Annotated in this window: 15 protein-coding genes; 8 read left to right on the forward strand and 7 right to left on the reverse strand. The window is 60.6% G+C overall.

The genetic code is table 11. The annotated features are described in order from the left end of the window. The first annotated feature begins 231 nt into the window (after nt 1-231). Nucleotides 232-1410 (forward strand): hypothetical protein, encoded by a 1179-nt coding sequence (locus tag LG30_RS0109610; protein ID WP_033130492.1) that lies wholly within the window; start codon nt 232-234, stop codon nt 1408-1410. 71 nt (nt 1411-1481) lie between these two features. Here the strand turns inward: LG30_RS0109610 and LG30_RS0109615 are convergent, their stop codons facing one another. The 3 genes from LG30_RS0109615 to LG30_RS0109625 all read right to left on the reverse strand — a co-directional run bounded on the left by LG30_RS0109615 (nt 1482) and on the right by LG30_RS0109625 (nt 8133). Next, nucleotides 1482-3233: an ABC transporter transmembrane domain-containing protein gene (locus LG30_RS0109615; protein WP_033130493.1), complete on the reverse strand. Its 1752-nt coding sequence runs from the start codon at nt 3231-3233 to the stop codon at nt 1482-1484. 216 nt (nt 3234-3449) lie between these two features. Continuing rightward, on the reverse strand, nt 3450-5186 hold the full coding sequence (locus LG30_RS0109620; RefSeq protein WP_033130494.1) for an ABC transporter transmembrane domain-containing protein: 1737 nt from the start codon (nt 5184-5186) through the stop codon (nt 3450-3452). A 145-nt stretch (nt 5187-5331) separates the two neighbouring features. Then, on the reverse strand, nt 5332-8133 hold the full coding sequence (locus LG30_RS0109625; protein WP_033130495.1) for a hybrid sensor histidine kinase/response regulator: 2802 nt from the start codon (nt 8131-8133) through the stop codon (nt 5332-5334). Nucleotides 8134-8286: 153 nt separating this feature from the next. On the opposite strand from LG30_RS0109625, the gene trxC reads away from it, so the two are divergent. The 3 genes from trxC to LG30_RS0109640 all read left to right on the forward strand — a co-directional run bounded on the left by trxC (nt 8287) and on the right by LG30_RS0109640 (nt 11113). After that, entirely contained in the window at nt 8287-8727 is a 441-nt protein-coding gene (gene trxC, locus LG30_RS0109630) for a thioredoxin TrxC (protein WP_033130496.1), read from the forward strand. A 154-nt stretch (nt 8728-8881) separates the two neighbouring features. After that, the gene (locus LG30_RS0109635; protein ID WP_033130497.1) at nt 8882-10267 is read left to right on the forward strand and encodes an SLC13 family permease; all 1386 of its coding nucleotides are present in this window, start codon (nt 8882-8884) and stop codon (nt 10265-10267) included. Between the two features lie 291 nt (nt 10268-10558). After that, nucleotides 10559-11113 (forward strand): cytochrome b/b6 domain-containing protein, encoded by a 555-nt coding sequence (locus tag LG30_RS0109640; protein ID WP_033130498.1) that lies wholly within the window; start codon nt 10559-10561, stop codon nt 11111-11113. A gap of 69 nt (nt 11114-11182) precedes the next feature. Here the strand turns inward: LG30_RS0109640 and LG30_RS0109645 are convergent, their stop codons facing one another. Both LG30_RS0109645 and LG30_RS0109650 read right to left on the reverse strand, forming a co-directional pair. Further along, entirely contained in the window at nt 11183-13657 is a 2475-nt protein-coding gene (locus LG30_RS0109645; protein WP_033130499.1) for a glycogen/starch/alpha-glucan phosphorylase, read from the reverse strand. A 395-nt stretch (nt 13658-14052) separates the two neighbouring features. After that, nucleotides 14053-14250, reverse strand: a complete 198-nt coding sequence (locus tag LG30_RS0109650) for a DUF4250 domain-containing protein (RefSeq protein WP_005323525.1) — start codon at nt 14248-14250, stop codon at nt 14053-14055. A 233-nt stretch (nt 14251-14483) separates the two neighbouring features. Here LG30_RS0109650 and LG30_RS0109655 point away from each other — a divergent pair, with 233 nt between their 5' ends. After that, nucleotides 14484-14975, forward strand: coding sequence for a cell division inhibitor (locus tag LG30_RS0109655; protein WP_033130500.1), 492 nt, complete (start codon nt 14484-14486; stop codon nt 14973-14975). A gap of 224 nt (nt 14976-15199) precedes the next feature. Here LG30_RS0109655 and LG30_RS0109660 read toward each other — a convergent pair whose 3' ends face one another. Next, on the reverse strand, nt 15200-16723 hold the full coding sequence (locus tag LG30_RS0109660; RefSeq protein ID WP_033130501.1) for a fumarate hydratase: 1524 nt from the start codon (nt 16721-16723) through the stop codon (nt 15200-15202). A gap of 295 nt (nt 16724-17018) precedes the next feature. On the opposite strand from LG30_RS0109660, the gene pabB reads away from it, so the two are divergent. The 3 genes from pabB (at nt 17019) to LG30_RS0109675 (ending at nt 20447) form a co-directional block, all read left to right on the forward strand. Then, nucleotides 17019-18317, forward strand: a complete 1299-nt coding sequence (gene pabB, locus LG30_RS0109665; protein WP_033130505.1) for an aminodeoxychorismate synthase component I — start codon at nt 17019-17021, stop codon at nt 18315-18317. 50 nt (nt 18318-18367) lie between these two features. Then, the gene (locus LG30_RS0109670; protein ID WP_033130506.1) at nt 18368-18934 is read left to right on the forward strand and encodes a CoA pyrophosphatase; all 567 of its coding nucleotides are present in this window, start codon (nt 18368-18370) and stop codon (nt 18932-18934) included. Between the two features lie 214 nt (nt 18935-19148). Next, nucleotides 19149-20447: a serine/threonine transporter gene (locus LG30_RS0109675; RefSeq protein WP_033130502.1), complete on the forward strand. Its 1299-nt coding sequence runs from the start codon at nt 19149-19151 to the stop codon at nt 20445-20447. Between the two features lie 514 nt (nt 20448-20961). On the opposite strand, the gene sstT is transcribed toward LG30_RS0109675, so the two are convergent. Next, nucleotides 20962-22209: a serine/threonine transporter SstT gene (gene sstT / locus LG30_RS0109680; RefSeq protein WP_033130503.1), complete on the reverse strand. Its 1248-nt coding sequence runs from the start codon at nt 22207-22209 to the stop codon at nt 20962-20964. Nucleotides 22210-22432: the final 223 nt, after the last annotated feature.

Genomic DNA, 22432 nt, shown 5'->3' on the forward strand with positions numbered 1-22432 from the left:
TGGGACATAGCCTTTTTTAAGGGTCGACACCACTGTGTCAGCCCGATGACAGCCCTAGCCGGATGAAAGTTAACGACTATTGTCTCCCCCATCGACGCTAGCCCGCCCTCCTTCTGCCGCCACTGACATAAGTCACAGTAACCATCTGCCCCATCCCTCGCTAGGCTGTGCTGGCTCGTGAATGGCCAGTAGGCGCCGGGCTACCTTTTCGCACAGCACAAGGAGAGAGAGATGGGTAACAATCAGCAGTTGTTCAATGGCGGCGAGAGCGCCGGTACCTTCCAGCTCAATTTCAACAATAACCGTGCCTACGAGCTGTTTGGCCGGGAGTACCTCAGGTGCTACGCCAACCTGGCGGCCAAGGGCAAGATGAGCAAGCCGCTGCCCTCGGGCCCGCTCAGCTACAACGTCGACTTCGCCATGGATTGCGGCTGCAGCTCGGTGCTGATCGACTTCAACCTCGCCTACAAGAAGACCTTCGGTAACCAGGATCAGCTGCCGCAGTTGCGTGCATCCGACTACGAGGCCGAGCTGGTGCTCTGCCAGCTGGTGCGCGAAGCCCCCGCCAACCGCCTGAGCAACAAGGCGCAGTTCGCCGAGGCCGAGGCCTTCTTCAACGACGTGAATCTGCCCACCGTCAAGGCGGTGGGCAACGACCCCTACGCCGATAAAGACGGACTGGTGGAGTTCATCGTGGCCAACGAGCTGCTGGACGATCCCGCCGTCATGGCCAAGCTGGCCGAGCAGAAGGCCTATCTCATCGCCATCACCTCCGTGGTCACCGCCTACATCAACCGCTACGCCGAGGCCTACGGGGATCAGTACAAGACGGACGCGGATCTCTGGGCCAAGGCGCTGTCCAAGATCCCGCTGATGGGACCGAGCAAGATCGATCAGCAGAGCTACAGCCGCCACATCAAGGGGATCAGCATCGCCACCGACTTCATCAACTTCATCATGGATGTGGTGGTGAGTCAGGGGACCACGGCGCTGGCGAGCTTCAACAAGTTCCTGCAAAAGCAGGGGGATGCCATTCGTTTCGGGGTCGAGAACAACAAGGACTTCTACAAGACCATCACGGTGGGCATCACGGTCGAGGTGTTCAAGGTGGGCAGCGAGCTGGTCTATGTGCCCAAGATCAAGCAGTACCGCATCAACTTCGATCGCCAGAACAGCAAGTTCACCTCCGCCTGCGCCAGCAGCGAGTTCGTGGACATCTACTTCAACTACCTCTACGCGGCCAATGTGTTCGACTACGAGGCGCTCAAGGATCCGGAGATCAAGCGCGACTTCGACAACTTCATCCAGAAGCAGCGCAAGGCGCAGATCGAAGAGGCCGACACCTTCTTCAACGACGACTTCCCGCCCCTGCAACCCAAGCTGGTGACCCGCAGCAAGGCCACGGTCTGAGGTCTTGCCAAACAAAACAGCCGGCATCTGCCGGCTGTTTTTTTATCTGTGCTTCTTGTTTGCAAGAGGGCTCAGGCCCGCTTCTCTTCCAGCCAGGCGCCCTGGCTCTGCATCTCGAACAGCTGGGCATAGTGTGCCCCCAGCGCCATCAGCTCGCCGTGGGTGCCGCGCTCGTTGACCTGACCGCGGGAGAGCAGCAGGATCTCGTCCGCATCGACGATGGTGGAGAGCCGGTGGGCGATGGCGATGGTGGTGCGGCCACGGCGCGCCGCCGACAGCGCCTGGGAGAGCGCGAGCTCGGTCTGGGAATCCACGCTGGCGGTCGCCTCGTCCAGGATGAGGATGCGCGGATCCCCCACCAGCGCCCGGGCAAACGAAAGCAGCTGGCGCTGACCGGCGGAGAGGTTCTTGCCCCCCTCCTCCATCATGGTCTCGATCCCCTGGGGCAGGCTCTTCACAAAGGCCGCCAGTTGTACCTCTTCGAGCGCCTGCCAGAGCTGCGCATCAAGGATGCCGTCACGGCCGAGCCGCAGGTTCTCCGCCAGGGTCCCGACGAAGATGAAGGGATCTTGCTGCACCAGGCCGATGCTGAGGCGCACCGCCGCGAGTGACAGCGTCTCCAGGGGGTGATCATCGAAACGGATCTGCCCGCCGCCGATGGGATAGAAGCCCATCAGCAGGCTGATGATGGTGGACTTGCCACTGCCGGTGTGGCCCACCAGCGCCAGCATCTGGCCGGGGCGGGTACTGAAACTCAGCTCCCGCAGCACTTGTTGCTGGCCGTCATAGGAGAAGCTCACCCGCTCGAAGCTGACCCGCCCCTGCAGTGGCTGACTCTCCCCGGCGGTGCTCTCGCGGGCTTCGTCCAACAGGGCGAACACCCGCTCCCCCGCCACCATGGCCTGCTGCAGCTGGTTGAGCTGGTTGGTCATCTCGATGAGCGGCTCTATCATCCGCCCCAGATAGCTGATGAAGGCGTAGAGCACCCCCACCTGGATGGCGCCGCCGGCGCTCAGGCCCTCGTGGGCGAACAGGGCGAGCAGCCCGATCAGCACCATCATGTAGAAGAGATCGATGAGCGGGCGCAGCAGGATGCCGTTGATCTTCAGACTCTTGAGCCGCGCCGACCAGTGCTGCTGGTTCACCTCGGCAAAGGCCTTGGCGAAATGCCGCTCCTGTACCATGGCCTGGATCACCGGCATCCCCTGCAGGGATTCGTTGAGCCGGCTGTTGATGTCGGACAGCAGGCTACGGGTGGCCCGCACTACGGGCACGCTCAGTTTCTGGTAGAGCCACATCACGGCACCGACCGCCGGTAACAGGGTCGCGCACACCAGCATCAGCCGCAGATCCAGCAGCGCCATGGAGAGGAGGATGCCGCACAGCAGCACCACTTTTTGCACCAGCAGCCCGATCACCTGCACATAGAGGTTCATGATGGCCTCGGTGTCGTTGGTGATGCGGGAGATGAGCGAACCGGATCTGTGCTTGTCAAAATAGCGGGCCGGCAGCCGGATGGCGGTGGCGAATACCTGCTCGCGCAGGGTCTGCACCACCGCCTGGGCGATGCGGTTAAAGCGCAGGGATTGCAGGTAGAAACCGGCGGCCGACAGCAGTTGCAGACCGAGATAACCCGCTCCGAGCGCCACAATGGCCGGCCACACCAGCTGGCGCGGCGCCAGATAGTCATCGATGAACAGCTTGATCAGCAGCGGCCCCGCCACCTCGGCACCGGTCGCCAGCAGCAGGCAGATCCCCGCCTGGATGAGCCAGCGAGGATAGCGGGCACAGTAGGCCAGCAGGCGTTTGATAGTTGGATTCACAGGCTCTCCTCCACATCTTGCTCGAGGCGCTGATCACGGACCCTGCCGGCATACCCGCCCTGCGGATAAGGAGCACAAAGGGCGAGGCACCTTTTCATCATCGGATTCACAGGATCTCCTCCACGTCTTGCTCGAGGCGCTGATAGCGGACCCTGCCGGCATACCCGCCCTGCGGATAAGGAGCACAAAGGGCGAGGCACCTTTTCATCATCGGATTCACAGGCTCTCCTCCACGTCTTGCTCGAGGCGCTGATAGCGGACCATGTCCGCGTACCAGCCGTTGTGGGCCATCAGGGCGCCGTGGTGACCTCGCTCGCCGATCCGGCCCTGCTCCAGCACCAGGATCTCGTCGGCCTGCTCCACCGCCGTCATGCGATGGCTGACCAGGATGAGGGTCCGTCTGTGGGCCTTGAGCGCCAGCAGTATCTGCTGCTCTGTGTGGGCATCCACCGCCGACAGGGCGTCATCCAGCACCAGGATGGGCGCCGCCAACAGCAGGGCGCGGGCGATGGCGAGGCGCTGTTTCTGGCCGCCGGAGAGGGTCACCCCCTTCTCGCCCACCTCGGTCTCATAGCCCATGGGGAAGCGGCTGATGTCGTCGTGCACGCAGGCGATGCGCGCCGCCTTCTCTATCTCCTCCCGACTGGCGTCCGGCCGGCCGAGGGCAATGTTGGCGGCGATGGTAGTGGAGAACAAAAACGGCTCCTGGGGCACATAGGCAAACTGGCTGCGCAGCTCGGCCAGGGCCAGCCGGGCGATGGGCACGCCCCCCATGGTGATCTGGCCAGCACTGGGGTTGGCCAGGCGCATCAGCAGCTTGAGCAGGGAGCTCTTACCCGCCCCGGTGCGGCCCACCACTCCGAGCATGCCGCCGGCGGGCAGGGAAAAAGTGATGCCCGCCAGCAGGGTGCGCGACGCCAACCGGTAATCGACCCCCTGCATGACCAGCGGGAAGGGGCTCTCGAGCGGCTGTGGGGAGAGGGGATCGACGATGTCGCTGCGCTCGGCCAGCAGGCTCTCGATGCGCGAATAGGCGGCGCTGCCCCGCTCTATGATGTTGAACAGCCAGGCGATGGCGAACATGGGCCAGATGAGCTGACCCAGATACATGGTGAAACTGGTGAGCTCCCCCAGGGTCAGCTTGTCTTGCAACACCAGGGCGCTGCCGCCGGCCACCGCCAGGAAGTAGGAGCAGCCGATGCACAGGTAGATGACGGGATCGAACTTGGCATCGATGCGGGCCACCGCCATGTTGCACTCCCCCGCCTGACGGGTCAGCTCGGCAAAGCCCTTGTCTTCCAGGGACTCCACCGCATAGGACTTGAGCACCCGCACGCCGGAGAGGGCCTCCTGGGTCTTGTTGTTGAGGCGGGAGAAGGCCCCTTGCGCCGCCTTGAACTCCTTGTAGATCTGGGTACCGAAGCGATTCATGAAGAACGCCATCACCGGCAAGGGCAACAGGGAGAGCAAGGTCAGCTGCCAGGAGTACTGGCTGCACATGATGGAGAGCACCAGGATCCCGACGATGAAGGAGTCCACCAGGGTCAGCACCCCTTCCCCGGCCGTCATCTCCACCGCCTGAATGTCGTTGGTGGCGTGGGCCATCAGATCGCCGGTGCGATGGCGCTGATAGAAATCCGGGCTCATGCGGGTGAAGTGGCTGAACAGCCGGTTGCGCAGCACATAGGCGAGCCGATAGGACGCACCAAACAGCATGACCCTCCACACATAGCGCAGCAGGTAGATGACGATGCCAAGCCCCAGCAATCCCACCAGATAACGTACCAGGGTGCCGTTATCGAGATCCCCCTTGGCCACCCCATCCACTACCCAGCCCACCACCTTGGGAGGGATCACGGTCAGCAGCGCCACCATCATCAACAGGGAGATGGCGATGAGATAACGCCGCCACTGATCCTTGAAGAACCAGCCCAGCCGCAAAAATACGCTCACATTGTTGTCCTTGCTTGCGGCGCCGCAGCGGCCGCCATTGATCTTGAGAGAAGCTCAATACAATCGCCCCCGAGGTGGGGGCGATGAGAATCGGTCATCATAGCCTGAAGTGGCCGGCATGAGAACGGTTGCTATCTTCGCCGGCTCAGAACCGCTTGTCCCGCGGCTCGAACAGTGGCGCGACAGACTCTGGCTGCTCGCCGGTCAGCAGGAAGTGGGACACCTCCTCCCGGGTCTGATTGAACACCTGCTGAAGATGGATAAGCTCGGCCTCGGTCAACTCCTCCTGCTGCAACCGCAACCGCCACTCCAGCTCACCGGCCAGCAGTTGCAGGCGCGAGGCGGAGATGTTGGCCGACACCCCCTTGAGGGTATGCAACAGACGGCACGCCACCTCGGGTTGCTGACGGCGCAGGGCGGAGCGGATGTCCCACAGATCGTCCTTGTGTTCGGACAAGAACAGCTTGAACAGGATCTGCAGCGCCTCCCTGTCCTGCTCCAGCCGACGCAGCGCATCCTCCAGATCCAGCACCCCCATCAGATCCGGCGGCTTGACCTCGAGGGTGGCCCGTCGCTCGCCATTGGCCCCCCTCACCCACTGCAGCAGGTTATTGTAGAGATCCAGCTTGCTGACCGGCTTGGTGACATAGCCATTCATGCCGACCCCGAGGCAACGCTCCTTGTCACCGGGCATGGCGCTGGCGGTGAGCGCTATGATAGGCACATCGTGCTTGTCCACCATCTTGCGGATCTGGCGTGTCGCATCCAGTCCATCGAGCACCGGCATCTGCAAGTCCATCAGGATCACGTCAAAGGGCTGCTCCGCCACCCGTTCCACCGCCTCGCGGCCGTTGTCCACCACGGTGACCAGGGCCTCGACCCGGCGCAGGTACTCCATGATGAGCTGCTGGTTGACGCGATTGTCCTCCGCCAGCAGCACCCGGGTGCCGTGCAGCAGATCGCGAAAATGCTGTTGATCCCCTTGTGCCTCGGCCTGGCGCACGTTGCTGTCGTGAGAGCTGCCATTGAGCAACTCATCCGCCTTGGCCAGCAGGGCATTCTCGGTCATGGGTTTGGCCAGGAAATGGGTCAGTCCCATGCTCTCCATGCGACCGTGCAAGCCCTCCCTGGACCAGGCGCTGGTCATCAGGATGGGCAACCGTCGCCACTGGCTGTGTTGATACATCTCGAGCGCCAGATCCAGGCCGTCTTCCTGACCCATGCGCCAGTCGAGGATCGCCAGCCGGATATGGTGCCCATCTTCCTTCAGCGCCTGGCGGGCGCGGGAGATACTGTTGACCGTGAGCACGGTGGCGCCGGCCCGGCTCAGTATGTCCTTGGCGAGCTCCAGCACCAGCTCGTTGTCATCCATGATCAGGATGAGGGGCTGCTGCTCAAAGAAGACCCGGCGCCCGGACACGCCGTAGACCGCCTGGGACATGGGGATCTCGAACATGAAGGTGGACCCCACCCCAGGCTTGCTCTGTACCCTGATCTCCCCCCCCATCAGCCCCACCAGTCGCTGGGAGATGTTGAGCCCAAGCCCGGAGCCGCCGTATTTGCGGGTGTTGCCCGCCTCCAGCTGGGTGAAAGGCTGAAACAGCTGCACCTGCTTCTCTGGCGCTATGCCGATACCGGTATCGCGCACGCTGAAACACACCCGCATGGGGTGCTGACTGGCGAGGGTGATGGCCACCTCGACCTCCCCTCGCTCGGTAAACTTGATGGCGTTGTTGACCAGGTTGACCAACACCTGACCGAGGCGCAGGGGATCGCCGCGCAAAAAGTCGGGCACGGTAGGCGACTTGTTGATGATGACCTCGATCTGCTTGCGCTCCGCCAGATCGGCAAACATGGCCGCCAGGGAGTCAAGCTGCTCGCTGAGATCAAAGTCGATCTCCTCGAGTGTCAGCTTGCCGGACTCGACCTTGGTCAGATCCAGAATGTCGTTGATAAGCAGCAACAAGGTGTCTGACGAAGACTTGATCTTGCTGAGGTAATCCCGCTGCTGCTGATCCAGCTCGGTCTGCAACGCCAGGGTGCTAAAGCCGATGATCGCATTCATGGGGGTGCGGATCTCGTGGCTCATGTTGGCCAGAAAGTCACTCTTGGCCTGGGCCAGCAGTTCGGCGTGACGGGACAGCTCGCTCAGCTTCTGGTTGCGGCGCCACAGCGTCGCGGCCACCAGCGAGAAGCAGAGCAGGGCGCCGCCCAGCACCATCAGATAAAACTGACTCTTGAGGGATGAGGCCAGCTCCAGCTTGCTTTTCTTCCACAGGGGCAGCGATCCCAGCCCCTTCATCTCGATGATCTGGTTACGCAGGCGATGGTAGTCGATCACCTGGCGGTTGAGCTCCTGGCTGAGCTGTGTGACGGCCAGGATCGGGGGCTGCTGGGAATAGGTCTCGGTGAGGCGCTGTTGCAACGTCAGCAACTGGCGCTGCTCATTCATGTCCCAGCTGCGTCTGAGGTAGTGGCTCAGCCTGAGCAACTCGGTGAGATCGCGGTACTCCGCCGACTCGACCGCCACCTTGGCCATCAGCGACTTGAGCTGGCTCTGGAAGCGAGGCTCCAGATACTCGATGGTCATCTCCATGGTGTAGAGCTTGGCAAGATCCAGCAGATAGACATCGATGTCACGCTGCAGCGCCAGGGACTTGGGATCATCGGCTGAGCCCGGATCTTCACGCACCAGGCTCACGAACTTGTCGAGACTGTTTGACAACAGGCTCAGGCGCTGCTGCACGCTGCCGTCGCTCGCCTTTTCGCGCCCCAGCAGATAAACGGTGTCGGTGTTGATCCGGTTCAACACCAGTTCGGCGGCCCCGCTGAGCTCGGAGGCCCGTTGTTGCTGGCTGAGCAACTGCCAGCAATAGGTCGAAAACGCCAGCAGCGATACGATGATAAGGCTCAGGACAACACGATTGACGCGTGCAACACTCTTCATCCCGTCTCGATTCTCTTGTCATGGTCAGCCATCCGGTGACAGAACATCACGACAGATCGCCAACTGTGAAAATTAACTGACCGCTATGTTACCGTTAGTCTGCTCTACCAATGCAATAAAGATGTTGCCGAGCCATGAATTAAGGAAGCAATTATGTCACTTATCACTACCTATTGTAGCCAGTGCTTTACCCGCAATCGCCTGCCCAGTGAGAAAATGGATTCAAACGCGAGCTGCGGTCGTTGCCGCGCTCCCCTGTTCGGCAGCACCCCGGTGGTGGGGCGCATGGCTCACTTTGACACCTTGATCGGCTCCGACATTCCGGTCGTTGTCGACTTCTGGGCCAGCTGGTGCGGCCCCTGCCTGCAGTTCGCTCCTCTGTTTCAGGAGATGGCCCGAGAACTCGAGCCGCACCTCCGCTTCGTCAAGCTCGATACCGAGCAAGAGGCGGCCATTGCCAGCCGCTACGCCATTCGCAGCATCCCGACCCTGATGGTCTTCCAGCGCGGTCAGGTGCTGGCCCAACGCAGCGGCTCCCTGCCAAAGAGCCTGCTCAAGGAGTGGCTGCTTTCCGTCACGGCCCAGGCCAAATGAAACCAAAATGTTTAAATTCTGTTTAATATCAGATCCGTTTGCACTTTACTCTGTGAGTCGCCACATGCTTTGACCACTTCCCCCTGTTTCATACGGGGGGAGAAATGTAATCTCGGCAACACAACAACAACCATAAATTAACCGAGAAAACTACATGCATACATCTGCCCTACCCTCTGCCCCACCACGTTGGCTGGACATCAAGGCCGGGATCGTCATCCTGGACGTCCTGCTGCTCTGTGCCATGCTCGCCTGGCTCCCGTTTGATCCCATGATCAACAAGGGCCTCGGTATCCTGATCTTCATCGCCATCCTCTGGCTCACCGAAGCGGTCAACATCACCATCACGGCGATCGCCATCCCGGTGCTCGCCACCCTGCTCGGGGTGTTTGACATGAGCAAGTCGCTCACCGACTTCGCCAACCCCGTGTTGTTCCTCTTCTTCGGTGGCTTCGCACTGGCTGCCGCGCTCTCCAAGCAGGGGCTGGATACCCAGATCGCCGCCAAGGTGATGCAGCTCGCCAAGGGCCATCTCGGCTGGGCTGCCATCGTGCTCTTCACCATCACGGCCGCCCTCTCCATGTGGATCAGCAACACCGCCACCGCCGCCATGATGATGCCGCTGGCCCTCGGCATGCTCAAGGGACTGGACGTCCACAAGGAACGCCGCACCCTGGTCTTCGTCCTGCTGGGGGTCGCCTACAGCGCCAGCATCGGTGGCATAGGTACCCTGGTGGGCAGCCCCCCCAACGCCATCGCTGCCGCCCAGATGGGCATCGGCTTCACCGACTGGCTCAAATTCGGTATTCCGGTGGTGCTTATCTTCATGCCGGTCGGCATCGGCCTGCTCTATCTGGTGATGCGCCCCAATCTCTCCCACCAGGTCAGCACCGAACAGGTCACCATAGAGTGGACCGGCCAGCGCAAGGTGACCCTGCTCATCTTCCTCGCCACCGTGCTGCTGTGGATAGGCTCCCAGCCCATCGCCGCTGCGCTGGGGGGCATTCCCCAGTTCGACACCCTGATCGCCATGGGCGCCATCCTGGCCATCGCCGTCAGCCGGGTCGCCAGCTGGGATGACATCAACCTGAACACCGACTGGGGCGTGCTGCTGCTGTTCGGCGGTGGCCTGACCTTAAGTTCCATCCTCAAGCAGACCGGAGCCAATGCCTTCCTGGCGGAGCACCTCTCCAGCACCCTCGCCACCATGCCGGTCTTCGTCATACTGCTGTGTCTGGCCACCTTCGTGGTGTTCCTGACCGAGTTGGTCTCCAACACCGCCACCGCCGCCCTGCTGGTACCGCTGTTTGCCGGGGTGGCCGAGGCGCTGGGGGTCTCTCCCATTGTCATGTCGGTGCTGATCGCCGTCGGCGCCTCCTGCGCCTTCATGCTGCCGGTGGCCACGCCGCCCAATGCCATCGTCTTCGCCAGCGGCCACATCCAGCAGCGGGAGATGATGCGGGCCGGCCTGGTGCTGAACCTGGTGTTCACCGTCATCCTGACCCTGCTGGCCTATTGCTTCGGCGATATACTGCACTGATCCACTGGCTGGCGCATGAGCCTGTCAGTGCTGACAGGTCAAGCCCCTGACCCGTTGAAACACCAGAGCCCCGCATCGTCGGGGCTCTGCTTTTTCTTTCCCCTAGCATGTCACTCGCTCCCCTTGCCACGGGCCGTCCCCGTCCCGGTAAAGCACCTACCAGCGTCCTTCCTGCCCACACGCTCAGGACATTAACGCGGCCTTAAGAAAGTGCCTCCATGATGCGGGCAACGGCGCTACGGCAACAGGCGCATGGAAAGCCGGTATGAGGAAAAAATCATGGAGAAAGCGATGGAAAGCGGCAAGGCCATCAGGGTATGGGATCCCCTGATCAGGGTGTTTCACTGGGCCACAGTCCTGCTGTGCGTGCTCAACCTGTTCATCCTGGAAGAGGGGGAGCGCAATCACCGCTATGTCGGGTACGCTTTGACTGGATTGTTGGTGCTGCGCATCCTGTGGGGATTTGTCGGCTCTGACTACGCAAGGTTTGCCCAGTGGTTTCCGACCCCGGCCCGCATCACCCGCTACCTGCAGGCCACCTTGCAGGGGAAACATCCCTATTATGCCGGCCACAATCCGCTGGGCGCCTTGATGGTACTGCTGCTATTGACCTGTCTGGTGGGGACAGCCGTCACCGGGATCATGACAGAATATGAGTCACTGTTTGGTGAGGACCTCATGGAAGAACTGCACGAGTTCTTTGCCAAGGCGCTGCAGATGGCCATCTTCATCCATGTGCTGGCGGTCATCGTCCTCGATCGCCTGACCCGGGGCGATCTGATCAGGGCCATGATCACCGGCAGGAAGCGCGTGCCGGTCGGCACCGAGATCGTCGACAAGCGTTGAGCTCTCCAGGCTGGCTAGATGGCATAAAAAAACCCCCGCGATGCGGGGGTTTTGCTGGTCGGATTGCTATCAGCCGACGTTGCAGGCGTTCAGGTTCCAGATGTTGTCCACATAATCCTGGATGGAGCGGTCGGAGTTGAACTTGCCCATGGTGGCCGAGTTGATGATCGCCTTCTTGGCCCAGAGCGCCGGATCCCGGTACCAGGTATCGATCAACTTGTGCGCATCCGAGTAGGAGGCGAAGTCCGCCAGCGTCAGGTAAGGATCGCCCCCTTCCAGCAAGGAGCGCTTGATGGAGGAGAGCTCGCCCGGACGACCCGGTGTGAAGTAGTCAGTATCGAACCAGTCCAGCACCGCCTTGAGCTCGGAGTTGGCATAGTAGAAGTCATAGGGGTTGTAGCCCCGCGTCTTCAACGCCTTCACCTCGTCCACGTTCAGACCGAAGATGGCGCAGTTCTCGACGCCCGCCTCTTCCGCGATCTCGATGTTGGCCCCATCCAGCGTCCCTATGGTGATGGCGCCGTTCAGTGCCATCTTCATGTTGCCGGTACCGGACGCCTCGTAACCGGCGGTGGAGATCTGCTCGGACACATCGGCGGCCGGGATCAGCTTCTCGGCCAGGCTCACGCGGTAGTTCGGCATGAACACCACCTTCAGCTTGCCCTGGATGCGGGCGTCATTGTTGACCCGCTCGGCCAGCTTGTTGATGGCGTAGATGATGTCTTTGGCCAGGCGGTAACCGGGCGCCGCCTTGGAGCCGAAGATGAACACCCGCGGGTGCATGTCGTAGTCCGGGTTTGCCAGCAAGCGGCGGTAGAGCGCCATGATGTGGATGAGGTTCAGCTGCTGGCGCTTGTACTCGTGCAGGCGTTTGATCTGGATGTCGAAGATGGCTTCGGCGCTGACATCGACTCCGGTCTCGGCCTTGATCACCTTGACCAGCTTCTCCTTGTTGTGACGCTTGATGCGCATGAACTGCTGCTGGAACGCCTCGTCGTCGGCAAACTGGGTGACGGCGCGCAGCTTGTCCAGCTGCAACGGCCACTCCTTGCCCACCACTTCGTTGTAGAGCTCGGCGAGCTCGGGGTTGCAGGCCAGCAGCCAGCGGCGTGGGGTCACGCCGTTGGTGACGTTGCACATCTTTTCCGGCCAGAGCGCGGCGAACTCGGGGAACAGATCCTCTTTCACCAGCTTGGAGTGGATTTCGGCCACGCCGTTGACCTTGGAGGAACCGATCACGCACAGGTTGCCCATGCGCACCTTGCGCACAGCACCTTCCTCAATGATGGAGAGCTTGGCCTTGATGGCATCGTCCCCCGGCCACTTGGGCTCGACCAGCTTGTTCAGGAACTGGGCATTGATCTCATAAATGATTTCGAGGTGACGGGGCAGCACCTTCTCAAACAGGCTGACCGACCACTTCTCCAGCGCCTCTGGCAGCAGGGTGTGGTTGGTGTAGGAGAACACTCGATAGCAGATGGACCAGGCGGCGTCCCAGGTCAGATCCTCTTCATCCACCAGCACCCGCATCAGCTCGGGGATGGCCACTGTCGGGTGGGTATCGTTGAGCTGGATGGCGATCTGGGCGGCGAAGTTGGTGAAGTCGCTGCCATGGGCGCGCTTGTAGCGGCGCATGATGTCCTTGATGGAGCAGGCACAGAAGAAGTACTGCTGGATCAGGCGCAGCTCTTTGCCCGCATCGGTGTCATCGTTCGGGTAGAGCACCTTGGAGATGGTCTCGGCCTGGGCTTTTTCCGCCTGGGAGTCGATGTAACCGCCAGCGTTGAACACATCCCAGTCGAAGAACTCGGAGGCGCGGGATTCCCACAGCCGCAGTATGTTGACGGTATGGCCACCGAAGCCCACCACGGGGATATCCCAAGGCACCCCTTTGATCTTGCGACCGGCGTGCCACACCTTTTTCAGGCCGCCATTGTCGCCGAACACCGTCTCGACGTAGCCATAGAGCGGGATCTCCTGCACGGATTCCGGGCGGCAGATCTCCCAGGGGTTGCCATATTCACGCCAGGAATCCGGGCGCTCGATCTGGCGGCCATCCTGGATTTCCTGACGGAACAGGCCGTGTTCGTAGTGGATGCCGTAGCCGACCGCCGGGTAGTTCAGGGTGGCCAGGGAATCGATGAAGCAGGCTGCCAGGCGGCCCAGGCCACCGTTACCGAGCGCCATGTCGGGTTCTTGTTCACAGAGGTCGGTCAGTTCCAGACCGAGTTCACCCAGTGCCTCTTCGCAGGTCTTATACAAGGAGAGGTTGTGCAGGTTATTGGAGGTCAGGCGCCCCATCAGGAACTCGGCAGAGAGATAATGAATGGCACGGGTATCTTTCTTGAAATGCGTCTGCTGAGTGCGGGTCAGGCGTTCGTACACCTGTTCGTTGACGGCGGCGGCGGTCGCTTTCCACCACGCTTCTGGCGAGGCTTTCTGTTCGCTTGTCCCCAAGGTAGAACGCAGGTGACGCACGATACTCGCCTTGAGCTGATCTTTATCCAGTTGGAGATCCTGGTCTGTCTTCTTCTTGGTAGCCATAAACCATTTTCCTTCGTTACAAATAAAAATTGTTATCCCATTCGGGACCGGCGCTGTTGTTATCTCATAATATGTTCCGGCGTGGGCATACTAGCTAAAGCCGTTGGTTTAAAAGTTAACGTGAGTCACACTTTAACGCATAAAGATGACAGTTAAAGCATGAAAACCCTTTCCTTAAATTCACCTGAACGAAATAAAAATACAGATAAAAATCATGCAGTTAATAATTAATTGCCAAGATATTCTCATGAATAGGTTTTCAGTGATTGCACACGTCTGAAAATACGTGAAAATAACGCCGAGCACTGCGGGCGCTGAAACCGGTTTCAATGTTCGGGGCATCCGTCAGGCAATAAAAGGAAGGTGCCCCAGGTGGGGCACACTTCGTGAGCGAATTAACCATGGGCCTTGAACTGGTTGCTCATGGGATCATAGTGATAGCCAATCTGCTGCAGACGCGTGGCCAGCTGATCCTCTGTCATGTCGTAGTAGGCCAACAACTCTTCCAGACCATCGCACTCCAGCCGCAGCTTCTCGTTGATGATCCCGAGCAGAATATTGGCATCCAGCCGTTGCAAGGTGCTGACATCCATCTTGGTCTCTCCTCTTCCCATACAGACTGTATAACCATGAGCGCCTGCCCTCGCTTTGTCCATAGTGCAAAAAACACTCACCCTATGGTTGATATAAATGTCCTTTTTATTCAATCAACTAGCTCATGATCTTGTTAATCCGATCACATTTTTAACCACAAATGACTTGTCACCGGCCTGAGATATAACTACTGTATGCGCATACAGCATGGTTATTCATACAGGATACTAATATGAGCCAGCCCCTGAGTCACCTCCCCTCCTCTCCCTCTGTCGGCCTGATCAATCCTTGGCCTACCCGCCATCAGGGCAAGCTGGAGCATGAGCCTCGACTGGCAGGTGATCTTGATGAAGCGCCGCTGCTTGGCGAGCTGGGGCGGCTGAGCCAAGGCGATAGCGGCTGGATCCTGCTCATCGCACCGCCGGGGCTGCCCGTGGCCGAGCAGTGGCAGGCACAGGGGATCAACCCCGCCCGGATACTGGTGGTGCACGGCGCCAAGATCAAAAACTGGCAGCGGGTGCTAGAGCAGAGCCTGGGCAACGGCCACTGCGCCGCCGTGCTGACCTGGTTACCCGAGCAGATAGCGCTCGATCGCCTCAAGCTGGATACCCTGGGCCAACGCACCGGTGTGTTGACTCGCTTCTTCAACCCCAAAGATGCGCCTCTCCCTGTCCAGAGCGGCCCCCTCTGCTACGGCGGGCAGGACATCTACCTCAATCATTGAGCATTGCATTTGTTGCACTGCCTCGTATCGAAGAGGCGTTTTCTGAAGATGCCGTGATCACGTCCTCCCCTCTTCATCGATAGCGACTGAGCTTTCAGACACAAAACACGAGACATGAAAAAGAGGCGACCCTGAGGTCGCCTCTTTCGCCGCACTTGTCACCAGACAACACAGCGTTACTTCGTCATTCTGCCATCAAAACAGGATGGCTCCCACAATGGGGATCAGGAGAGCTTGACGTCCAGCTCGGCAATCTTGGCCGACCAGTAAGCCGGGCCCGTCTCGTGGATGTTGTTGCCAAGGGAGTCGACCGCTACCGTCACCGGCATGTCTTCCACCTCGAACTCATAGATGGCCTCCATCCCCAGATCAGCGAAGGCCACCACTCGCGCCTTCTTGATGGCCTTGGCCACCAGGTAGGCGGCGCCGCCGACTGCCATTAGGTAGACGGCCCTGTGCTCCTTGATGCTCTGCACCGTCTTGGGACCGCGCTCCGACTTGCCAATCATACCGATGAGGCCGGTCTCCCCCAGCATCATGTCGGTGAATTTGTCCATCCGGGTGGAGGTGGTGGGGCCAGCCGGGCCAACCACCTCGTCACGGACCGCATCGACCGGGCCCACGTAATAGATGAAGCGGTTGGTGAAGTCGACCCCTTCCGGCAACCCTTCCCCATTCTTGAGCATGTCGGCGATGCGCTTGTGGGCCGCGTCGCGACCGGTCAGGATCTTGCCGGAGAGCAGCACCGTATCGCCGCTCTTCCAGCTGGCGAGCTCAGCCTTGGTGATGCCGTCGACGTTGACACGGCGCACGTTGCCACCGGACTCGCGGGTGATCTCCGGCCAGTCTTCCAGTTTCGGCGGGATCAGCTCGGCCGGACCAGAGCCGTCCAGCTCGAAGTGAACGTGACGGGTGGCGGCGCAGTTGGGGATCATCACCACCGGCTTGGAGGCGGCGTGAGTCGGGGCAGACTTCACCTTCACGTCCAGTACCGTGGTGAGGCCGCCCAGGCCCTGGGCGCCTATCCCCAGCTTGTTGACCCTGTCGTAGAGCTCGACTCGCAGCTTCTCTTCGGTGGTCTCGGGACCCCTGGCGATCAGCTCCTGAATGTCGATGTGCTCCATCAGGGCTTCCTTGGCCAGCACGGCGGCCTTCTCGGCGGTACCGCCGATGCCGATCCCCAGCATGCCGGGCGGGCACCAGCCGGCCCCCATGGTCGGCACCGTCTTCAGCACCCACTCGACCACGTCGTCCGAGGGGTTGAGCATCACCATCTTGGACTTGTTCTCGGAGCCACCGCCCTTGGCGGCGATGCTCACCTCCACCTTGTCGCCTTGCACCATGTCGATGTGCACCACGGCCGGGGCGTTGTCCTTGGTGTTCTTGCGACTGCCGGCCGGATCGGCGAGCACCGAGGCGCGCAAGGGGTTGTCCGGGTTGGTGTAGGCGCGGCGTGTGCCCTCATCCACCATCTCCTGGACCGTCATGTCGCTGTCCCACTGCACCTTCATACCAATCTTGACGAAGCAGGTGACGATGCCGGTGTCCTGGCACAGGGGGCGATGACCCTCGGCGGACATGCGGGAGTTGATCAGGATCTGGGCCAGGGCATCCTTGGCGGCCGGGTTGATCTCACGGTCATAGGCGGCCTTGGCGGCCTGGACGAAATCGAGGGGGTGGTAGAAAGAGATATATTGTAGGGCGTCGGCAATGGAATCGATAAAGTCCTGTTTTTTAATGATGCTCATATCATCCTCACTGGTCCTCGTCTCGGTCAGGCCGAGCGAGGGCTTCCATATGAGCCGAGCCTTCGGCGGGCGGCGGGTGCGCACAGAGCCGGCAGACAACGGCGTGTTTTTATAACGGTGTTTTCTGAAAATGCCGGCCGCCATGATACGCTTGGGCACCCGTACCGGCTAGGGAGCTGGGTGCAAACTGTTGCCTGTGTAACAAAAAATGAAACCAAGACTGCATATCCACCATTTCGATCCACAAACATCGCTGCACGCCCTGTTTGCCCGGCTGCAACACCAACCCTGGGCCATGTTGCTGGAGTCAGCCGGCACCCAAGGGGCAGATAACCGCTTCGACATCCTCAGCGCCGATCCACTCGCCACCCTGGAAACCCGCGGTGCCAGCACCTGCCTGCGCCGTGGCAACACCGTCGAGCATCATGATGGCGATCCCCTCAGCCTGCTCGCCAGCACACAACAAGCCCTGCTGGGGCCGCTGGATCAGGAGCAGCGCGAGCTGCCCTTTATCGGCGGCGCGCTCGGCCTGTTTGGCTACGATCTGGGGCGGCGATTCGAACGGCTGCCCGCGCAGGCAGCGGCAGATATCCAGCTGCCGGACATGGCGGTGGGGATCTATGACTGGGCGCTGCTGCGGGAGATCGCCACCAACCGCTGGCAACTGGTACATTGGGGGGACGAGGCCGGGCTCACCCGTCGGTTACGCTGGCTCGAGGCGCACAGCGCCTCCCCGTCGACCTCTCAGATGCCGTTCTCGCTGACCGGCCCCTGGCAGAGCAACATGAGCCGGGCCGAATATGGCGACAAGTTTGCACGGATCCAGGCCTATCTGGCGGCGGGGGATTGTTATCAGATCAACCTGACCCAGCGCTTCAGCGCGCCCTATCAGGGGGATGAATGGGCGGCCTATCTCGCCCTCAGCGCGGCCAACAAGGCCCCCTTCTCGGCCTTTATTCGCCTGCCGGATAGCGCCATTTTGAGCCTTTCGCCTGAGCGTTTCCTGCTGCTCGATGGCCGCCACATCGAGACCAAGCCCATCAAGGGCACCCGCCCCCGTCACAGCGATCCCGTTATCGACCAAAAGAGAGCCGAGGAGCTGGCCGGCGCCGACAAGGACAGATCGGAGAATCTGATGATCGTGGATCTGTTGCGCAACGACATCGGCCGGGTGAGCCGTCCCGGCTCGGTCTGCGTGCCACATCTGTTTGCGGTGGAATCCTTCCCCGCCGTGCATCATCTGGTCTCCACCATACACGGCGAGCTGGATGCCCGTTGGCAGGGAGTGGATCTGCTGCGGGCCTGCTTCCCCGGCGGCTCCATCACCGGCGCCCCCAAGATCCGGGCAATGGAGATCATCGAGGAGCTGGAGCCGGTGCGGCGCAGCGCCTACTGCGGCAGCATCGGCTACCTGAGCCAGCACGGCCGGATGGATACCAGCATCTGCATCCGCACTCTGATAGCGGAAGCCGGCTGGCTGCACTGCTGGGCGGGGGGCGGCATCATCGCCGACTCGGAGGTGGACAGCGAATATCAGGAGACCTATGACAAGGTGGCTCGCATCCTGCCGCTGCTGGATGCGCTGGGCTCATGATGCCGATGCCCGCAGACCATAAGGAACCACGCCTCGAGATGGATATCGAGATAGACAGCGCCGATCTGCTGACCCGCTTCCTGCTGCAACGCCCGGCCCCGGCCCATCGACTGATGCTGGCCGGGCTCAAACCGGCGGCCGTCCTGCTTCCCCTGGTGGAGCGACCCGACGGGCTGCAGCTATTGCTGACCCGCCGCAGTGCACAGTTGCGCCACCATCCGGGGCAGATAAGCTTCCCGGGCGGGCGCCAGGATCCCGAGGATGAGAGTCTGATCCACACGGCGCTGCGGGAGACCCAGGAGGAGCTCGGGATCCCCGCCTCCCAGATCCATGTCATCGGCAGCCTCACCCCCCTCAACACCATCTCCCTCTACGATGTGTTGCCGGTGCTGGCCATGGTGGATGCCGATTATCAGCTCACCCTGAGCCCGGACGAGGTCGAGCAGGCCTTCGAGGTGCCCCTCAGTCATGTGCTCAATCCGGCCAACCACATCGCCCTGACCATTCCCAGAGCCGGCAAGCGCCACACCATCTACTGGATCCCCTGGCAACAATCCTTCATCTGGGGGGCCACCGCCAGCATGATCCGCCAGCTTGCCCAGCACCTGTCAAAATAACATACTGCTAACACCGCGAGTTGGAAAATCATTCAGTTAACACTCAACTAACATTGCATATGATAAAGAATTTTTGATTTTTTATTCTTTTGATCACATTTCCATAAGAAAATACGCGTTTTGCCATCACAAAGGTGAATCCGATCAACATTTTTGATTAAAAAAAAAGTATTCTTTCGCCGACTAATTAAAACCACTATTCGGGGTGAGAGACATGTCCAATACGGTCACTGGCGCACAGGAAGTTGCAGCCTCAAAAGAGCAGGGAATCGGCTCGGTCCAATCGCGCGGTTGGGGCAAACAAGACACTACCTGGGTGATCAGCCTGTTCGGCACCGCCGTCGGCGCCGGGATCCTGTTCCTGCCCATCAACGCCGGCATGGGCGGCTTCTGGCCGCTGGTGGTGATGGCGCTGCTGGTCGGCCCCATGACCTATCTGGCTCACCGTGGGCTGGCCCGCTTCGTGCTGTCCTCCAAGAATCCCAATGCCGACATCACCCAGGTGGTGGAAGAGCACTTCGGCATCGGCGCCGGTAAATTAATCACCCTGCTCTACTTCTTCGCCATCTACCCGATCGTGCTGATCTACGGGGTCGGCATCACCAACACGGTGGAAAGCTTCCTGGTCAACCAGCTGCAGATGACGGCGCCACCGCGCTGGATCCTCTCCATCGTGCTGATCATGGGCATGATGTCGGTCATGCTGGCCGGTGAAAAGCTGATGCTGAAGGTGACCGAGCTGCTGGTATATCCGCTCATCGCCATCCTGGCGGGCATCTCCCTCTATCTCATCCCGGACTGGACAGGTGCCGCCCTGGCTCAGGTGCCGTCCGCCAAGGACTTCACCGTCACCCTGTGGCTGACCATCCCGGTGCTGGTGTTCTCCTTCAACCACAGCCCAGCCATCTCCAGCTTCGCCCTGGCCCAGCGCCGCGATCACGGTGACAACGCCGTTGCCAAGTCCGATGCCATCCTCAAGCGCACCGCACTCATCCTGCTCGGCTTCGTGATGTTCTTCGTGTTCTCCTGCGTGATGAGCCTGACCCCGGCCCAGCTGGCGGAAGCCAAGTCCCAGAACATCGCCGTGCTCTCCTACCTGGCTAACCAGCACTCGAGCCCGATCATCTCCTACTTCGGTCCGCTGGTCGCCTTCGTCGCCATCGTCTCCTCCTTCTTCGGCCACTATCTGGGTGCCCGTGAAGGTCTGAAGGGCATGATCACCCAGCAGATGCGCAGCAGCGGCAAGCAGCCAAACAGCAAGAAGGTCGAGCTGTTCATCATCGCCTTCTTCATCCTGACCCTGTGGGCCGTGGCCATCATCAACCCCTCGATCCTCGGCATGATCGAATCCCTGGGCGGCCCCATCATCGCCACCATCCTGTTCCTGATGCCGATGTACGCCATCAAGCGTGTCCCCGCCATGGCGAAGTATCAGGGCCAGATCAGCAACGTCTTCGTGGCGACCATGGGGTTGATTGCCATCTCCGCCATCCTCTACCAACTGGTCGGTTAAACCCGCCGTCGATAGATAGCTAGAGATCAAAAATGCCAGTCGGGAAACCGGCTGGCATTTTTTATGGCGCTCACTTTTGGTTGGCGAAGTATCAGAGCACATCAGCAACGTCTTTGCGGCGATCATGGGGTTGATTACGATTTCCGCCATCCTCTGCCAGCTGGTCGGTTAAACCCGCCGTCGATAGATAGCTAGAGATCAAAAATGCCAGTCGGGAAACCGGCTGGCATTTTTTATGGCGTTCACCCTGTATGGCATTCGGGCAGGTACAGGAGTTCTTTCCCCTCACCTCCCCCACAGACTTGACCCGGCCCCGGATCACACTTCTCATCCCAATGCCGCTGCGTGCTGGTTGAGTACGGATGCCTGAGGGGCTAACACGCTGGCTTGAGGCGCTCTGTCACCCGCTACAACATCGGCTGTGCATTTTATACGGCAGTCTACCGCCCCAACAGCCACACATAAAAAAACGCCCTCCTGAGAGGGCGTTTTCGATGCCTTGATGGCCTGGCTATCAGGCTTCGCGAGAGAGCGGCGCTGCGCCCTGCAGGGCTTCGTCCTCGGCCATGCAGGCGGCCGCGGTGAACAGCACGTCGGTAGAGCTGTTGAGGGCCGTCTCGGCGGAGTCTTGCAGCACCCCGATGATGAAGCCAACCGCCACCACCTGCATGGCGATGTCGTTGCTGATGCCAAACAGGCTGCACGCCAGCGGGATCAGCAGCAGGGAACCACCTGCCACCCCGGAGGCACCACAGGCACTGATGGTGGCGACCACGGAGAGCAGCACGGCGGTCGCCAGATCCACTTCCATCCCCAAGGTATGCACCGCCGCCATGGAGAGCACAGTAATGGTGATGGCGGCACCGGCCATGTTGATGGTGGCACCGAGCGGGATAGAGACCGCATAAGTGTCTTCCGGCAGACGCAGCTTCTCACAGAGCGCCATGTTGACCGGAATGTTGGCGGCAGAGCTGCGAGTGAAGAAGGCGGTCACGCCGCTCTCGCGCAGGCAGGTCAGCACCAACGGATAAGGGTTGCGCTTGATCTTCCAGAACACGATGAGCGGGTTGACCACGAAGGCGATGAACAGCATGCAGCCGATCAGCACCATCAGCAGCTGGGCATAGCCAAACAGGGCATCGAAACCTGTCTCGGCCAGGGTCGAGGCGACCAGCCCGAAAATACCGAGGGGCGCACAGCGGATCACCGCCTTGACGATGGTGGAGACCCCGTGGGACAGGTCGGTGATCAGCGCCTTGGTGCTGTCACCCGCGTGACGCATGGCGATGCCAAGGCCGATGGCCCAGGCCAGGATGCCGATGTAGTTGGCATCCAGCAGCGCCTTGACCGGGTTGGTCACCACGTTGAACAGCAGGGTCTGCAGCACCTCGGTGATGCCACCCGGCGGGGTGATCTCGGCACTGCTGGCCACCAGATGCAGGTTGGTGGGGAACAGGAAGCTGGCCATCACCGCCACCACGGCTGCCAGGAAGGTCCCCAGCACATAGAGCAGCAAGATCGGCTTCATGTTGGTCTTCTGACCCTGCTTGTGACCGATGATCGCCGACATCACCAGCACGAAGACCAGCAGCGGGGCGACCGCCTTCAGGGCACCGACGAACAGGCTGCCAAGCAGACCCGCCGCCTTGGCCCATTCGGGCATGAACATGGCAAGGAGGATACCGAATACCAGACCGACCAGGATCTGGCTAACCAGACTGGTGCTGTTGACCAGTTTTATGAGGGGGTGTTGTTGTGTCATCAAATAGTCCCTGTGCACTTTCAAAGTGCGTGAATTATGAGTCCTGTTGGCAACCTGCCGCGCGCATTGGCACCGGCCTGTGGACGGTGGTGCCGTTGGCAAACCTTCTTCTGGATCTGTCCAGTACGCGTGGTGTTGCGGACAAGGAATATCCCATCTGCTACCGTTTTTTTCCACATAATCACTGAAAAATATCAGGGTTACCTCACAAAAAATCCGCAAC

Source organism: Aeromonas aquatica (assembly GCF_000764655.1).
In the GTDB taxonomy this organism is placed as follows: Bacteria; Pseudomonadota; Gammaproteobacteria; order Enterobacterales; family Aeromonadaceae; genus Aeromonas; species Aeromonas aquatica.

Coding starts and splice junctions, on each gene's coding strand:
- LG30_RS0109610 (WP_033130492.1), top strand. CDS start 232: ATGGGTAACAATCAGCAGTTGTTCAATGGCGGCGAGAGCGCCGGTACC.
- LG30_RS0109625 (WP_033130495.1), bottom strand. CDS start 8,133: ATGAAGAGTGTTGCACGCGTCAATCGTGTTGTCCTGAGCCTTATCATC.
- trxC (WP_033130496.1), top strand. CDS start 8,287: ATGTCACTTATCACTACCTATTGTAGCCAGTGCTTTACCCGCAATCGC.
- LG30_RS0109635 (WP_033130497.1), top strand. CDS start 8,882: ATGCATACATCTGCCCTACCCTCTGCCCCACCACGTTGGCTGGACATC.
- LG30_RS0109640 (WP_033130498.1), top strand. CDS start 10,559: ATGGAAAGCGGCAAGGCCATCAGGGTATGGGATCCCCTGATCAGGGTG.
- LG30_RS0109645 (WP_033130499.1), bottom strand. CDS start 13,657: ATGGCTACCAAGAAGAAGACAGACCAGGATCTCCAACTGGATAAAGAT.
- LG30_RS0109650 (WP_005323525.1), bottom strand. CDS start 14,250: ATGGATGTCAGCACCTTGCAACGGCTGGATGCCAATATTCTGCTCGGG.
- LG30_RS0109655 (WP_033130500.1), top strand. CDS start 14,484: ATGAGCCAGCCCCTGAGTCACCTCCCCTCCTCTCCCTCTGTCGGCCTG.
- LG30_RS0109660 (WP_033130501.1), bottom strand. CDS start 16,723: ATGAGCATCATTAAAAAACAGGACTTTATCGATTCCATTGCCGACGCC.
- pabB (WP_033130505.1), top strand. CDS start 17,019: ATGTTGCTGGAGTCAGCCGGCACCCAAGGGGCAGATAACCGCTTCGAC.
- LG30_RS0109675 (WP_033130502.1), top strand. CDS start 19,149: ATGTCCAATACGGTCACTGGCGCACAGGAAGTTGCAGCCTCAAAAGAG.
- sstT (WP_033130503.1), bottom strand. CDS start 22,209: ATGACACAACAACACCCCCTCATAAAACTGGTCAACAGCACCAGTCTG.